We start from the raw sequence: 15,633 nt of genomic DNA on the forward strand, positions 1-15,633 counted from the left end.
GGCCTTGTGTTTACCTGGTTACCTTTTTAATTTTGATAATACCACATACTTCACCACACCACATGCGCTAAGCAGGGGACAGGCACATTGTTGCGGCTGTTCAGGCTGAAACGCAGCGTTACGATACGGGCTTCGACCGTACGTGCGCCTCGCTCCCGGTCACTCCCGCGTCGCGTCGTTGGAAACGCGGACCGGAACCGCCAGAGGAAAGATTTCGTCCCGCCCGTCGTTCATACCCATGGCACGCTCGTTCCCGAACAGGGCCAGCCAGACCCGGATGTTTTCCACGATGATAACCGCGACCAGAGCAATGATAACCATACTGAGAGCGGCGTTGAGCACCATCCCCCTGGAGAGGTAGAGCCTGATGTTCATGAAACCCGCGGCAAAGCTGGTCACGGCCATGAAGGCGCAAGGCAGCGCCGTAACCAGGGCATAGCGTTTTTTCCTGGCGATGCGCAGGAGGATGGTTGTCCCAATGGCCAGAGCCAGACATGCCAGTGCCTGGTTGGTAACGCCGAACATGGGCCAGATGGAGGAAACATCCCCGGTGTAGAGCATGTATCCCCAGGCAGAGGAGACGGCGGCGCTGGTCAGGACGATGCCCGGCACCCAATCGGTCTGTCCCAGCTTTTGGTGGACGTTTGCCAGGATATCCTGCAGGAGGTAGCGCGCCACCCTGGTTCCCGCGTCGATGGTAGTCAGGATGAAGAGCGCCTCGAACATGATGATGAACTGAAACCAGTATTTCATCGTGTGCTGCAACCCCACACCGACACGGGAAAAGATGTGGGCCATGCCCACAGCCAGCGATATCGCCCCGCCGGGACGGTGGCTGACGTCGAGCCCCACCAGGCGGCACAATTCCGGCAGATCCCGCACCGGCATGTTCAGGCGCGCGAAGGCTTCGGCCGATGAGTTGATGGCAAAGTAGTCATTGGGCACCAGCGTCACCGCCGCCAGGAGCGCCATCAGCCCCACAAAGGCCTCGGTCAGCATGGCGCCGTACCCCACCAGGGGGATCTGACTCTCCTTCTCCAGCATCTTGGGGGTCGTGCCGGAGCCGATCAGTGCGTGGAACCCGGAAATGGCGCCGCAGGCGATGGTGATGAACACATAGGGCCAGACGGGGCCGGGGATGATCGGTCCTCCGCCGGCGATGAACCGGGTCGCGAAGGGCATCTGCACGCTCGGGTTGACAAAGAAGAGCCCCAGGGCCAGCCCGCCGATGACCGAGATTTTCATGTAGGTGCTCAGGTAATCCCGGGGCGCAAGCAGCAACCACACCGGCAGGGCAGCCGCGCAGAAGCCGTACAGCGGCAGGATGATCGCCAGACTCTCCTTGCTGAAGGTGAACCATCCGGCGATGGACGACTGGGCGACGGGAGCCCCGAAGTATACGGCGGCAACCACGGCCGTGACTCCGGCCAGGGAGCCGGACAGGATCGCGCCCGGCCTGAGTTTGAACATATAGAGCCCGGTGATCATGGCGATGGGGATGGTCATGCCGATGGTGAACACGCCCCAGGGGTTGTTGTACAGGGCATTGGTGACCGCCACAGCAAGACCGGCCAGGGCGACGATGATGATGAACAGGGTCACGAAGGCGGTGGTTACGCCGGTCAACCTGCTCACGTCCCTGCGGGCGATGACCGACAGGGACTCCCCCTGGTGACGGATGGAGGCGAACAGAAGGATCATGTCATGGACGCAGCCGGCGAAGACCGACCCCAAGAGGATCCAGAAAAAGCCCGGCCCCCAGCCGTACTGGGCCGCCAGGGTGGGACCGATCATTGGCCCAGCTCCGGCGATGGCGGCGAAGTGATGGCCGAACACGACCCACTTGTTCGTTGGAACAAAATCCTTGCCGTCATTGCGGGTAACCGACGGCGTGACGTTGCGATCATCCAGCATCAACACCCTGGCGGCAATGAAAGCAGCATAGTAGCGGTACGCCAGGACAAGCACACAGAGGGCGGAGAGCAGCAGCCAGATGACACTCATGAATATAACCTATCTATTGCGGAATATCAGTTTCATCACCGGGAAAGGAGAGCCCGTGGTCAGATCCCCCCCATTGCCTGCCTCAGTGCCTGACGGCATGAAAACAGGGCTGGTGGGGATTGAGGATACATCCCCCTGTTTCATTAAATCAATTCTTTTCTGCATGGTTACCCGGAAAGGATGATTCGGCCATGCAACACCAGCTTGCAGACGCATTGAGACGAGTCAGATACAAAAAATAAGAGGCGGAACCATACCACATGGTCCCGCCTCTCTCTGTTTCACTATTTCTCCGTCAGGCTACAGAATGGTCTTCTCCATGGCCCAGACGCCGCAGGGGCAGATGGAGGCGCAGATGCCACAGCCGATGCAGTAGCGCTCGTCGGATGTGTACTCCACCGAGCCGTCCTCCTTCTCGGTGCGCACGATGGCCCCCTCGGGACAGGTCTCCAGGCACATGCTGCAGTCGCGGCAGGTGCCGCAGGAGATGCAGCGGTGCACCTCGTCCTTGGCATCCCTAAGACGGAAACGACCGCGATTCTGGGGCATGAACAGCTCGCGGCTCAGCCTTTCCTGGGGGATCATCTCCGGCTTCTTGGCGGCAACCAGTTCCCAGCCGTTCAGGTAGGCGTCGATGTATCCGGCCACCTCGCGGCCGCCGGCGATGGCATGGGTCAGGAGTCCCGGTTTGGTGGTATCGCCGATGGCAAAGACCTTTTCATTCCTGAGCGACTGCCAGCAGTCGTTCACATCCATCATCCCCCGATCGGTGAGCCATTCTCGGGGCACATAGGAGAGGTCCGGCCGCTCGCCAATGGAGATGATCACCGTGTCGGCCTCGATCAGTCGGCCATCCTTGGTGTGCAGTCCGTCGTCATCGATGCGCTCGGTGAACACCGGCCACTGGATCTCTCCCCCCAGGGCGTGGAAGTGGTCGATCTCCTTCTGGTAGGCTGCCGGGCGCTGCACGTCGATGGCGGTGACACGTTCGGCGCCCATGGCGTAGGCCCCCAGAGCCACGTCCATGCCGGCGTTGCCGGCGCCGATGACGACAACCTTTTTCCCGACCCTGGGTTTTTCACCGTTGTTGATGCTCTTCAGGAAATCCAGCCCCTTGACCAGCCGCTCATGGCCGGGAAAGGGGATCACCACAGGGTTGTGGGCACCGCTGGCCAGCACCAGGGCATCGTACTGATCCTGCAGGGCACTAAAGGCGGTCTTGTCGATCTTCTGGGAAACGCGGATGTCGGTTCCCATCTGCTTGATGCGGTTGACCTCGCTCTCCAGAATCTCCCGGGGCAGTCGATCCATGGGGATGGCCTGGCGCAGCTTGCCCCCCACCTCCGTGTCTCCCTCGAACAGAGTCACGCTGTGCCCCAGAAGGGAGAGCTGCCAGGCAGCGGAGAGGCCACCGGGACCGCCGCCGATGACAGCCACCCTCTTGCCGGTTTTCGGCTTCCTGGTCGGTGGCGCAGCAGCCTGGGAGAGCCTGCCCAGTTCCTGCATGGCCACCGGAAGGTCGATGTACTGGCGGCTGCAGGCATCCTTGCACAGGTTGGGACAGACCTGGCCGCAGACGCTGGCCGGGAAGGGAGAATAGGTCAGCACCAGCTCCAGCGCCTCCTTGACCTTGCCCTGGCGCAGCAGGTTGATGCGGTCCTGGGTGGGAATACCGGTGGGACAGGCGGTCTGGCAGGGAGCGCCGTAGAGCTTGTTCTGCCAGTGGGGGATCTTGAGCCGGTCCTCGCCGGTGTTGACGAAGCCGATCACCCGGTCGTAGTCATCCGAGACCACGTCGGAGAAGATGCCCCCCTCCACCCACTTGGTGGTGCGGAACTCCCTCATGGTGATCCGCTCGCGGCGCTGGCGCTCCTCCCAGCTCATGGGAGTAATCTTCTTCCACTGGGAGAAGTCGGTCAGTTCGGCCAAGAGCTGGGGCCGCTCGATCTTCTCCAGGAAGACCGGCATGTTGGCGGAAAGGAACTCCCGGTCAGCCTCATCCAGTTCCAGCTGCCAGACGAATTTGGACAGCCCCGTGACCGGCCCGCGCACATAGATGGTGCCCCCCACCATGCCGACGCAGCCGCGGTCACCCAGCATTGATTCGAACTGTTCGGAATCGTAGCCGCAGACCACGGCGATGCCGCCCCCCATGAACTCGAAGGAGAAGGAGCCGGTGTTCTTCAGCACCCACAGCTCCGGGGCATCGTAGGCCGGGTCGTGCTTCATCAGGGAGCCGGTGCGGGTTCCGGCCCGCCCCCCCACGTAGATCTTGCCGCTGGCGGCGCAGTGGGCGGTTGTGTCGCCGCCGTCCCCCTTGAGGGTCAGGATGGCGCCGGCATTGAGCCAGCCCACATCGGCCGGCGCCGGACCGTCGATGATGATCTCGGTCCCTTCCAGCCCGAAGGAGCCGACCCGCTGCCCCGGGTTTTTCACCCGGAACTTGAGCGGCGTGCCGTCCTTTGTCCAGAGCGGGCCGCCGATGTCGTGGTGGCCAGAGGCCAGGATCTCGAATTCGGTTTCCCCGGCATCCAGGGCGTCGTAGACCTTCTGCAGCAGCTGCTGCGTGGATATGCGTTTGTTATGCTCATCAAAGCCTGAAATATAGGCTGCCATATATATCCTCCTTAGCAGACGTACTGGACCTGCAGACGGTCCGCTACGGCTTTATCGGTTGAGACCAGACAGTCGGAACGGCCGACCGGCAGCGCAGAGTTGCCGATGGGCGCCATCAGTTTGCGCAGTTCCTGATCCATGCCCAGGAAATAGTTGACGATGTTCTCGGCAACGCGGTCCGGGTTGAGACGGCGCACCAGGGTCGGCTCCTGGGTGGTGATGCCGGCCGGACAGAGGCCGGTGTTGCAGGCGTTGCAGCGACTGTGCTCGTTCCCCAGGCAGCCGGCCATCTGCAGGATCAGCTTGCCGGTGAAGACGCCGTTGGCGCCCAGGCAGATCATCTTGAAGGCGTCGGCGGCCAGGTTGCCGGTCTTGCCCAGGCCACCGGCGGCCCAGAGCGGGATCTGCCCCTGGCGCCCTTGGGCAACGGCGGCCAGGTAGCAGTCGCGCAGCTTGCTGACGATGGGGTGGCCGGTGTGGTCCAGGGAGATGTCATGGGCCGCGCCGGTGCCGCCGTCGATGCCGTCCATGAAGAAGCCGCCCACGATGTTGTACGGGTCGCGCACCAGGTTGTTGAACACCGAGACCGAGGTGGCGCTGGCAGCCACCTTGATGGCCACCGGCACGCGGAACTTGAAGGCGGCGTTCATGGAGAGGAACATCTTCTGCACGCTCTCCTCGATGGAGTAGAGCCCCTGGTGGTTGGGGGGGGAGAGCAGGTCGGCCTTGGGCACGCCGCGGATGGCCTGGATGTGGGAGGCGACCTTGGCTGCCATGAGCAGGCCGCCGTCACCCGGCTTGGCCCCCTGGCCGATCTTGATCAGCACGCCGGCCGGGTCTTCGATCATCTTGGGCATGGCCTTGATGATGCGGTTCCAGCCGAAGTGGCCGGAGGCGATCTGCAAGATGGTGTACTTCAGATATTTGCTGGTTAAGAGCTTGACCGGCATGCCCCCCTCGCCGGAGCACATGCGCACCGGCAGGCCGCACTCCTCGTTCAGGTAGGCCACCGCCATGGCCACCGCCTCCCACATCCTCCAGGAGAGGGCGCCGATGGACATGTCGCCGATGATGACCGGGTAGATCCAGCTGGTGGGCGGTGTATGACCGGTGGGGACCAGCTTGCCGTCAGGACCGACCGTGAAGGGCAGTCGGTCCGCGGGCAGGATGCGTCCCAGGGGCGCCAGGCAGTCGAAGGTATGGCGCTGGGCATCCAGGCTCGGGTCGGTCATCTGGGAGATGCGCCCCACCCGCAGGGTGTCCAGGGTGCGGGCCTGATTTTCCAGGTTGTTGCGCCCGCCACGCTTGGGACCGGAGGCGGTGGCTGTCTGGTAGACCACGTTGAAGCGCGAGTCCGGGTTGCGCTCGGAGCGGATGGCGCTGTTGGGGCAGACCCGCTCGCAGACGCCGCAGCCGCGGCAGTAGTGTTTCAGCACATTCAGCTGGGTGATCACCGGCACGGCCTTGAAGCTGATCTTCGGCTCCGGAGTCTCCGTATCGGAGAAGGCCTTGCGCCGCCGCTCGATCCTGGGCTTGATGGCGCCAAAGGTGCAGGCCGCCACGCAGGAGCCGCACAGGGTGCAGCGCGTAGTATCGTAGATGACCTTCCAGGGCAGGTCATTGCAGGCCAGATCGTTTATCTTTACTGTTTCCATCGCTGGACCTCCAGGGTGTTATCAATGACGACGATTTCGCGTTCATTAGGATAGATGTCCGTCTCCCAGTCACGATCGGGCATGATCTCGTTGATCCCGCAGACCTCGGAGGAGAAGGCCACCATCTCCTTGGTGTGCCCCACCACGATGGGACGAAGCTTCTTGGCGTCGCAGCAGACAAACAGAGTGTGGTCCGGCAGGGCGCCGATGATGGTGTTGGGTCCGTTGATCTCCAGATGGGCCAGGGACTGGCGAATGGCGGAGAGCTGTTCCCGGTCCTCCCGCTTCTGGACCTCCTCGAAGGGGAGCGGGGTGATGATGTGCTTGTAGTACGAAAGCGGCCAGCCCAGTTCCCGGTGCATGTAGTGCAGGGTATAGAGGAAGCACTGGGAGTCGGACTCGAAGCCGATGTAGGCCGGATTCAGGCTGGCCTGGAACTCCTTGTTCTTCTGGTAGAAGGTGTTCTCGCCGTTGGCCAGGGTCGTATACCCCTGCAGAAAGAAGGGATGGGCGGCGTAGCGCACGATGGCGTAGTTGGTATTCTGGCGGCACTGGGCGGTGATCACCTTGGCGGTAAACCGGTCATTCTCATCCCAGAGGCCGAAGAAGGTGCCGATATCCCGGGGGTCGCCGATCTCCTTCAAGGTGATCACATCCGGCCAGAAGGAGTAGGCAAAGCCGGTCTCCCCCCGTTCCATGGCCGCGCGCAGCTTGAGGCGGGTGGCTGTCAGCAGCTCTTCCTTCTCCTTTGCGGGGGACTTGGCGTACGTTTCCGGGTAGTCGAAGGTGCGGAAGACGTAGTTGGGCATGGCCTTGATATCAAGCCCGGGCATCCGGTTGGTTTCAGGAATCCATTCAAAGACCTGCTTGAATCCTGCGGCGCCGAGGATCCCCTCGGCGATCTTCAGTCCCTCATCTGTACATGCCAGGGAGAGGGTGGGCAGATCCTTGTAGTCGGCGAAGATTCCTCCCAGATCCTGCATGACCATGGCGAATCCGGAATTGTCATGCCCCTTCTGCTGGGAGTTCATCAGCTGCAGGGCTCTGCTCGGGTGCACATAGTTCAGACTTTTTATGGCGCCAATACGACACATGAGCGGTTACCTCCAAAGGTTTATGCTGTCCCGGAGGCTGACAGGCAGCAACCGGCAGCGGGTTGATTGTGTACACGGGTTCTCGTGTCGTCACGACAGGGGTCGGTCTCTCCCCGCGGCCGGATACGAAAACATTGCTGGTGCGAAGCAGCAGTACAGCAAACAGAGCGCCAACTTTCACCCCGGAAGGAACTTTTTTTCAGGTGGGATTTTTATGCAGAATTATCAGTCAGATACGTCTGGAGCAGGCGGCTGCGGCCAAGGGGCGGGGAGCCATGCAAGAGCAAAATCAGAGCACACAATATCCCGAACAAAGTAACATATGAGTATCATTATTACTCACACCATTATTTTTCGTCAAAGCATACGCAACACGTCAGATAAACCGACAACGCAGACAACATACATGTCAGCCAAAAAAGATCATTCAGTGTATATGTGTATGCAACTGAGTAACAACCACATATACACATTGAACCTGCCGACTGAACAGCGCTTCCAGCACGTCGCGCAGGGTGCGCTGGAATTCGCCGCCGGGCGACTCGCCAAGAAAAGACAGGGCGACTGAAACTTTCCCCTGCCGGAGAGCCGGGGAGAAAGCACACCGACCAGCCCCAACCAACCGTTAAGCAGCAGCATATACCGGCACAGGTAAACCATGCCTCCAGGGTAGCGCAAAGCATCTCCCTCAGATCTCCCCCGCCTCCATGCCACCCCTCGAAAGAAAGGGAAGATGCCGCTCCCGGATTCGGGCCTCTCAGGCCATGGCCAGAAGCGGACACTCACGCAAAAAAAATCCCCCTGGGGAAAGGAGGATTTTTTTTGCGGATCATCATTCGTCATGGGCCTGGTCGGGGATGCGCTCCAACTGGGCGAGCCAGGCGCTGGCCTCGCCGTCGCTGGGGGCGCGCCAGTCGCCGCGGGGTGACAGGGATCCGCCCGAGCCGACCTTGGGAGCATTGGCCATGCAGCTGCGCTTGTACTGGCTGGTCTTGAAGAAGCGACGCAGAAAGACCGTCAGCCAGCGCTTGATGTCGTGCATGGAGTACTGGTTGCGCTTGTGTTCGGGGATATCCGGCCAATGGTGGCGCGTCCGGTCGTGCCAGGCGTTCCAGGCCAGGAAGGCGACCTTGGGCGGCAGGTAGCCCAGGCGCAGGATGTAGTAGAGGTTGAAGTCCTGCAGCTCATAGGGGCCGACCACATCCTCGGTGCGCTGCACCGGCTGATCTTCGTCCTCCTTGCCCGGAACCAGCTCGGGGCTGATCTCGGTCTCCAGCACGTCCATGAGCACCGTGCTCACCTCCGGACCCAACTGGTGGGTGAGGGCGGCCCAGCGAATCAGGTACTGGATCAGGGTCTTGGGAACGCTGGCATTGACATGGTAGTGGGCCATGTGATCTCCTACGCCGTAGGTGCACCACCCAAGCCCCAGCTCGCTCAGATCGCTGGTCCCCACCACCAGGCCGCCGGTCTGGTTGGCCAACCGGAAGAGGTGGCTGGTCCTCTCGCCGGCCTGCACGTTCTCGAAGGTGATGTCGTAGACCGGCTTGCCGTGGAAGAAGGGGTGGCCGATGTCCTGGAGCATCTGCAGGCAACTGGGACGGATATCGATCTCGTGGTAGGTGCAGCCAACCGTCCGGATCAGTTCCCTGGCCTGTTCCAGGGTACGCTGGCTGGTGGCGAATCCGGGCATGGTGTAGGCCAGGATATGCATCCGGGAGAGCCCCATGACATCCATGGCCCGGGCGCAGACCAGGAGCGCCTGGGTGGAGTCCAGGCCGCCGGAGACGCCGATCACCATCTTGTCCGCTCCGGTTGCCTTGAAGCGCTTCACCAGCCCCTGCACCTGGATCTCGTACACCTCCTTGCAGCGCTCGTCCCGCCGCGACGGGTCGCTGGGTACGAAGGGGAAGCGTTCGTAGAATCGCTCCAGGGGGAGCACCCGTTCCCTGGGCAGGGAGGCTGAAAAGCGTACCGTGCGGAAACCGGCCACTTCATCCCTGTGCCGGAGCACCGACTGGCCGTAGCTGGTCTGGCGCATGCGTTCCTGGGCCAGCCTGTCAAGGTCGATATCAGCGAAGATCATCTGGGATTCATAGGAGAAACGCTTGGTTTCCCCTAGGCAGGCGCCATTCTCGAAGATCATGCCGTGTCCGTCCCAGGCCAGGTCGGTGGTGGATTCCCCGATTCCTGCGGCGCTGTAGAGATAGGCGGACAGACAGCGGCCGGACTGGTTGGCCACCAGGCTGCGCCGGTAATCGGCCTTGCCCACGGTGATGTTGGAGGCGGAGAGGTTGATCAGGACGCTGGCCCCGGCCAGGGCCGCAAAGGAGGAAGGGGGAATGGGCACCCACACATCCTCGCAGATTTCGGTGTAGAAGGTCAGCAGCGGCTGTTCCTCCACCTGGAACAGCAGGCGGTTGCCGAAGGGGATCCCCTGCTGCCCCAGCAGGTCGATCTTCTCCACCGGAGCGTAGGCGGCCGGGACGAACTGGCGCAGCTCGTAGAACTCGCGGTAGCCGGGGAGGAAACTCTTGGGCGCCACCCCCAGGATCCTGCCCCGGTAGAGCACCACGGCGCAGTTGAACAGCATGCTGTGGACCTGCAGCGGCAGTCCCACCACCGTGATCACCGGAATGTCCATGGAGGCCTTCAGCACCGCGTCCAGTGCATCCATGGAGCCGTCCAGCAGGGTCTGCTGGTGAAACAGGTCGTCGCAGGAGTAGGCCGAGAGCCCCAGTTCGGGAAAGATCGCGATCAGCGCGCTCTGCTCCCACGCCTGGCGCATCATGGCGATGGTCTGACCTGCGTTGTGTGCCGGGTCTGCCACCTTGACCTCGGGGACCGCCACTGCCGCACGGATGAAATTATGGTTGTAGAGATTGAAGAATGTCGTATCCACCTGGTTTCCCTCCCTGTTCTCAAGGCCTGCATGGGCGCCACTCTAGCACGTTTCACCCGGCTTGAAAAACGATTGTTGAGCGGAGGGCGAAATCCAGGCATATGTCTAAAAACCCCCGACTCCCCCCTCCGCCTTCAACCGGCTCCGTATCGCCTGGAAGCATGCCCGCGTCAGGTAGCCGCACCAGGTTATGATTCCCGTCAACTTGAACCCGTCTTCCCAGAAGATGCGCCAGGGAGAAATCCAGAGGTCATCGAAGAAATCGATCACCAGGGCAGTCCCGAAAAACAGCAACGCCACAAGCAGCAGAACATACTCGGAACGCAGCAGCAGGTTCTGGAACCTGACCACATACCACACCATAAACAGCCCATAGGCCACATAGAGCGCCTTTCCGTAGGCCCAACTCCCCAGATAGCGATGGAGCAGGTCATCGTGGACGAGGAACAGGTCGTCCAGCGCCAGCAACGCGGTGAAGAGGCCGGAACAGAGAAAAAAAGAGCTCTCACCGTCTCCAACGCCGCACTCGTAGCGCAGAATCCCATGGCTGAAGATGCACACCGCCGCAGTGGCGCACCAGATCAGCACACCGATGTTGGATTGCACGCCGGTGAGCGGGTGCGCTTCCAGGGTTGCCATGGCATCCCGGCAGAAGAACGCGGGCTGGATCTCACCCAAAATACTGGCCAGCGCGGTGCAGAGCAGGATGGCAAACGCCGGTGCGCAGATCGCGGCACAAACAGGGAGAGGTGGCAGAGCCGTTCTGGGGATCAGCATATCTATTTCTCCTGACGTGCGGAGTTTTTTAGGAACCATGCGCTATAATCCTACACAAGAATCGGCTGCTGCACAGCCCCACCCACTCAGGAAGGCGATTTCCGGAATTGAAGCAACGCCACACGCCGGAGAACGCCCATGCTACGTACACCAGTAACAAGCCGTCAGCAACTCGACGCCAGCCATACAGGGAGGGTGCATACCATGAACGTCCTGATTGCAAGTTCAATTGACGGAGAGGCGATCGAAAGGCTTGAGCAGGAGCACCAGGTCATCCGCGCTTTCCCGAACAGTAGCGAGGAGAGCCTGCACGCGCTGATTCGCGACTGCGAAGCCCTGGTGTTCCGCAGCGGCATACGGGTAAGCGCCGACCTGATGGGGTGCGCGCCCAGGCTGAAGCTGCTGGTGCGCGCCGGTTCGGGGATGGACAACCTTGACGTGGAATACGCCCGAAAGCGGGGGGTACAACTGGTGCGCATACCGCAACCATCGGCCAGGGCCGTGGCGGAAATGGCCTTCGCCTTCATGCTGGCACTCAGCCGCCGCCTGCTTGAGGCCGACCGCTCCATGCGCAACGGGCGCTGGGAAAAGCACGAATTTTCCGGATACCTCCTGCGGGACAAGACGCTGGGTGTCGTGGGCATCGGCAACACCGGCAGCTGCGTTGCCCAGATGGGGGTTGCCTGGGGCATGCGGGTTATCGGCTGCGTCCAGCACCCTTCCCGGGAGCGGGAGGAAGGCTTCTGCGAAAAGGGGATTCAGATGCTGGAGTTCGACCAGGTCATAGCCAATGCCGATTATCTGAGCATCCACGTCCCGCTCAAGGATAACACGCGCAGGCTCCTGGACGCCGATGCGCTGAGTCGCATGAAACCGGGCGCATACCTGATCAACCTGGCACGGGGGGGCATTGTCGACGAGCAGGCTTTGTATGAATCGCTGACACACAACGGCGGACTGAGGGGGGCGGCGCTGGACGTCCACGAGCATGAGGGTCAGGGCTGCATGTCGCCCTTGGCAATGCTGAACAACGTCATCCTCACGCCGCACATCGGCGCCATGGCCATCGATGCCCAGCGGGAGATCGGCCAGAAGGTGGTCGAAATCATCGACGCCTTCGCGAACGCACACGGCAGCGACGCATGGCAGGGAAAGGTGGCCGAAGTGGCCCAGGGCTATACCCGCATCCAGGGGGAGGTGAACCGTGGCTAGGAAGACGACCCAGTTCAGGCAGCTGCTGAACTCCGGCGGGATAGAGTTTCTGCTGGAGGCGCACGACGGCATGAGTGCCAGAATCGTTGAGGAGGCCGGGTTCAAGGGGATCTGGGGAAGTGGCCTCTGCATCTCCGCCGCCATGGGGGTGCGGGACAACAACGAGGCCAGCTGGACCCAGGTTCTGGAGGTCATGGAGTTCATGAGCGACGCCACCAGCATCCCCATCCTGCTGGACGCCGACACCGGCTACGGCAATTTCAACAACGTGCGCAGGCTGGTGAAAAAGCTCGAACAGCGCGGCGTGGCGGCCATGTGCATCGAGGACAAGCTCTTCCCCAAGACCAATTCGTTCATCAAGGGAGAAACCCAACCGCTGGCCGACGTGGACGAATTCTGCGGCAAGATCAAGGCAGCCAAGGACACCCAGGCCGATGCCGACTTCTGCGTCGTCGCCAGGGTGGAGGCGCTGATCACCGGCCAGGGGCAGGACGAGGCGCTGCGTCGGGCTGACGCCTACCAGCGGGCAGGGGCTGATGCGATCCTGATCCACAGCAAGAAACCCACTGCCGAGGAGATTCTGGCCTTCATGGGAGAGTGGCGCGACACATTGCCGGTGGTTATCGTGCCGACGACCTATTTCAACACCCCACCCGAAGTATTCGCCCAGGCCGGCATCAGCCTGGTCATCTGGGGCAACCATCTGATGCGGGCAAGCATCACCGCCATGCAACTGACAGCGGCACGCATCAATCGGGACAGATCCCTGTCGGGCGTGGAGCAGGAAATTGCCACGGTAAAGGAGATCTTCCGGCTGCAGAATGCCCAGGAACTGGCGCAGGCGGAAGAGCGCTATCTGCCGGCACATGGCCGCCCGCCGCTATGAGTGCGGCCGGGTGATGTACTCTTCCCCGCTCACCCGTACCCGCTGCGCAGGTCGCCTGCCCTCCCCCTCTTGGTGGCCGCAGACAGGCCGTGCGAAGAGAGGAGAGAGATGATGACACCATCGGCTTCCAACAAACAAAAGCAGCCCTTCGCGCTGGTAATCGGCCTCGATCACGTGAACGGCATCCAGACGGCGCGCATACTGGCCGATCGCGGCGTAGCAGTCATCGGTGTTGCCAAGGATCCGGAGCACTACTGCTGCCGGACGCGGGTCTGCTCGCGCATCGTCTTCACCGACACCACCAGCGATGCGCTGATCGACTCACTGGAAACACTGGGGCCAGAACTAGGAGAGAAGGGGGTCCTGTTCCCCTGCCTGGATCCCCAGGTACTTCTGGTGTCACGCAATCGCCAGAGGCTGGAGCCCTGGTACCACATCATCCTGCCCGATCCGGACGTGGTCGAGATGCTGATGGACAAGACCAGCTTTTACCGTTACGCCCAGCTAAACGGCTTCCCCATACCGCGCACCCTGTTCATAGCCAGCAGTGATGACGCAGAAAAGGCTGCCCGGGAACTGACCTTCCCCTGCATGATCAAGCCGCCGCTCAGCGGCACGCCGCAGTGGGAGCAGAAGAGCAAACTCAAGGCATACCTGGTTTCGACGCCGGAGGAATTTCTCGAGGTTTACCGGCGCTACGCGGCACTGTCCGACATACTCATCGCCCAGGAGTGGGTTGTGGGCCCGGTGAGTAGCCTCTATTCGTGCAACTGCTACTTTGACGCGGCCTCACGGCCGGTTGTCACCTTCATCGCCCGAAAGCTGCGTCAATGGCCTCCCCAGACCGGCGAGAGCTGTCTGGGGGAAGAGTGCCGCAACGACCAGGTGCTAGGCGAGACTATCCGCCTGTTTTCGGCCGTCAACTATCGCGGCCTTGGCTACGTGGAGATGAAACGGGACGAGCGCACGGGAAGGCACTACATCATCGAACCGAACGTGGGAAGGCCGACAGGTCGGTCACCCATCGCGGAGGCAGGTGGCGTGGAACTGGTCTACACGATGTATTGCGACGCCATCGGTCGACCACTGCCCGTGCAACGGGAGCAGCACTACGGGAACGTGAAATGGATCTACCTGCGACGGGACCTGCAGTCGGCGCTGTATCACTGGCGGCGGGGGGAGCTCACCTTCAGCGACTGGCTGCGCTCGCTGCGCGGCCGGAAGGTGGATGCGCTGTTCGCCTGGAATGATCCGGGACCGTTTATCGGCGACCTGACCAGGTCGGTCCGCCTGTACCTGAACCGGGACGAGCGCCGGAAGCGGGATTACAGCACCCCCTTCTAGCAATGCCCGAATCGCTGACAGCTCGCCGTACGCCGTCGGCTTGACAGGGAACGCCATGAGAATCGTACGCACGCTGGACGAACATGCCTGGAGAAAGTTTGTTGCAGACCAGCAACTGGGCAACGTCTTCCACACGCCTGAAATGTTTCGCATGTTCGGGCGGGTGCCAGGATTTGTGCCCTCCCTGTGGGCCGCGGTGTCCGACGACGGAAGAATCCTGGCGTTGCTGCTCCCGGTACGGATCACCCTGCTGGGAAGCGTGCTCCGCCGGTTATCCACCCGTTCCGTGGTCTTCGGCGGCATCCTGGCTGACGACAGCCCGGAGGGGAGAAAGGCACTCGACCTGTTGCTGAGCAGCTATGTCAGGGAACCTGACGGCGCACCGCTATTCACCGAACTGCGCAACCTGTCAAATACGGACTCATTCCGTGGGATCTTGCAGGATAACGGGTTCATGCACGAGGAACACCTCAATTTCCTGATCAATCTGGAGTGCTCTCCCGATGCACTGCTGCAGAGCATCGGCCCCAGGACGCGCAAGGTTATCCGGCGGGGGCTTCGGGCAGCCCGTGTCGTTGTGAAAGAGGCAACCAATCTGCGTGATGTGGCGGCATGTTACGACATCCTCACCAGGACATACGAGGCAGCCCACGTACCCCTGGCCCCTTTCCCGCTCTTTCAGGCCGCCCATGATCTGCTTCTGCCCAGCGGCATGGTAAGGTTCAGCCTGGCTCGTATCGACGGCAGAGCAGTGGCAACCTCGGTGGACCTGCTGTACAAGAAAACCGTCTACGGCTGGTACGGCGGCGTTGTCCGATCGTACAACGAGCACGCTCCCAATGAGCTTTTGACCTGGGATGTCCTGCAATGGGGCGCCATGAATGGTTACGGCGTCTATGATTTTGGCGGTGCGGGGAAGCCGGACGAAACGTATGGCGTGCGTGATTTCAAGGCAAAATTCGGCGGCAAACTGGTCAATTTCGGGAGAAGCACCTGTGTTCATGCTCCGGGACTGTTGAGATTGAGCAGATTGGGCTACCAGCTCATGCGAAAATATCTGTCACGAGCCGACCTCACAGGAATCCGCCACAGTCCGGCAACCTACTCCCCCTCCCCTCTGGCTGACAATTCCCCCTGATAGTA

At 61.5% G+C, this 15,633-nt stretch carries 10 protein-coding genes; 4 read left to right on the plus strand and 6 right to left on the minus strand.

What is annotated here, in order from left to right; genetic code table 11:
* Positions 1–159: 159 nt before the first annotated feature.
* The 6 genes from PPRO_RS10730 to PPRO_RS10755 form a co-directional block, all read right to left on the minus strand.
* Positions 160–2,004 (minus strand): carbon starvation CstA family protein, encoded by a 1,845-nt coding sequence (locus tag PPRO_RS10730; RefSeq protein WP_011736027.1) that lies wholly within the window; start codon positions 2,002–2,004, stop codon positions 160–162.
* Between the two features lie 300 nt (positions 2,005–2,304).
* A complete protein-coding gene (locus PPRO_RS10735; protein WP_011736028.1) occupies positions 2,305–4,620 on the minus strand; it encodes an FAD-dependent oxidoreductase in 2,316 nt (771 codons plus the stop codon).
* An 11-nt stretch (positions 4,621–4,631) separates the two neighbouring features.
* Entirely contained in the window at positions 4,632–6,275 is a 1,644-nt protein-coding gene (locus PPRO_RS10740) for a glutamate synthase-related protein (protein WP_011736029.1), read from the minus strand.
* A complete protein-coding gene (locus PPRO_RS10745; protein WP_011736030.1) occupies positions 6,263–7,369 on the minus strand; it encodes a class II glutamine amidotransferase in 1,107 nt (368 codons plus the stop codon). Before PPRO_RS10745 ends, PPRO_RS10740 begins: the two co-directional genes overlap by 13 nt.
* Before the next feature lie 832 nt (positions 7,370–8,201).
* Positions 8,202–10,271: an NAD(+) synthase gene (locus PPRO_RS10750; protein ID WP_011736033.1), complete on the minus strand. Its 2,070-nt coding sequence runs from the start codon at positions 10,269–10,271 to the stop codon at positions 8,202–8,204.
* Between the two features lie 105 nt (positions 10,272–10,376).
* Positions 10,377–11,048: a hypothetical protein gene (locus PPRO_RS10755; protein ID WP_041532271.1), complete on the minus strand. Its 672-nt coding sequence runs from the start codon at positions 11,046–11,048 to the stop codon at positions 10,377–10,379.
* Positions 11,049–11,252: 204 nt separating this feature from the next.
* Between PPRO_RS10755 and PPRO_RS10760 the strand changes: the two genes are divergently transcribed.
* The 4 genes from PPRO_RS10760 to PPRO_RS10775 all read left to right on the plus strand — a co-directional run bounded on the left by PPRO_RS10760 (position 11,253) and on the right by PPRO_RS10775 (position 15,628).
* On the plus strand, positions 11,253–12,260 hold the full coding sequence (locus PPRO_RS10760; protein ID WP_157039988.1) for a 3-phosphoglycerate dehydrogenase: 1,008 nt from the start codon (positions 11,253–11,255) through the stop codon (positions 12,258–12,260).
* Positions 12,253–13,146 (plus strand): phosphoenolpyruvate mutase, encoded by an 894-nt coding sequence (gene aepX, locus PPRO_RS10765; protein ID WP_011736036.1) that lies wholly within the window; start codon positions 12,253–12,255, stop codon positions 13,144–13,146. Before PPRO_RS10760 ends, aepX begins: the two co-directional genes overlap by 8 nt.
* 108 nt (positions 13,147–13,254) lie before the next feature.
* Complete coding sequence (locus tag PPRO_RS10770; protein ID WP_011736037.1) at positions 13,255–14,490, plus strand: carboxylate--amine ligase; 1,236 nt, start codon at positions 13,255–13,257, stop codon at positions 14,488–14,490.
* 55 nt (positions 14,491–14,545) lie between these two features.
* Positions 14,546–15,628, plus strand: a complete 1,083-nt coding sequence (locus PPRO_RS10775) for a lipid II:glycine glycyltransferase FemX (RefSeq protein WP_011736038.1) — start codon at positions 14,546–14,548, stop codon at positions 15,626–15,628.
* The last annotated feature ends 5 nt before the right edge of the window (positions 15,629–15,633 follow it).

The sequence above is a fragment of the Pelobacter propionicus DSM 2379 genome (genome assembly GCF_000015045.1).
In the GTDB taxonomy this organism is placed as follows: domain Bacteria; phylum Desulfobacterota; class Desulfuromonadia; order Geobacterales; family Pseudopelobacteraceae; genus Pseudopelobacter; species Pseudopelobacter propionicus.

Bases quoted from the DNA above. Each gene is read 5' to 3' on its own strand.
- PPRO_RS10730 (WP_011736027.1), bottom strand. From the start codon at position 2,004: ATGAGTGTCATCTGGCTGCTGCTCTCCGCCCTCTGTGTGCTTGTCCTG.
- PPRO_RS10735 (WP_011736028.1), bottom strand. From the start codon at position 4,620: ATGGCAGCCTATATTTCAGGCTTTGATGAGCATAACAAACGCATATCC.
- PPRO_RS10740 (WP_011736029.1), bottom strand. From the start codon at position 6,275: ATGGAAACAGTAAAGATAAACGATCTGGCCTGCAATGACCTGCCCTGG.
- PPRO_RS10745 (WP_011736030.1), bottom strand. From the start codon at position 7,369: ATGTGTCGTATTGGCGCCATAAAAAGTCTGAACTATGTGCACCCGAGC.
- PPRO_RS10755 (WP_041532271.1), bottom strand. From the start codon at position 11,048: ATGCTGATCCCCAGAACGGCTCTGCCACCTCTCCCTGTTTGTGCCGCG.
- PPRO_RS10760 (WP_157039988.1), top strand. From the start codon at position 11,253: ATGAACGTCCTGATTGCAAGTTCAATTGACGGAGAGGCGATCGAAAGG.
- PPRO_RS10770 (WP_011736037.1), top strand. From the start codon at position 13,255: ATGATGACACCATCGGCTTCCAACAAACAAAAGCAGCCCTTCGCGCTG.
- PPRO_RS10775 (WP_011736038.1), top strand. From the start codon at position 14,546: ATGAGAATCGTACGCACGCTGGACGAACATGCCTGGAGAAAGTTTGTT.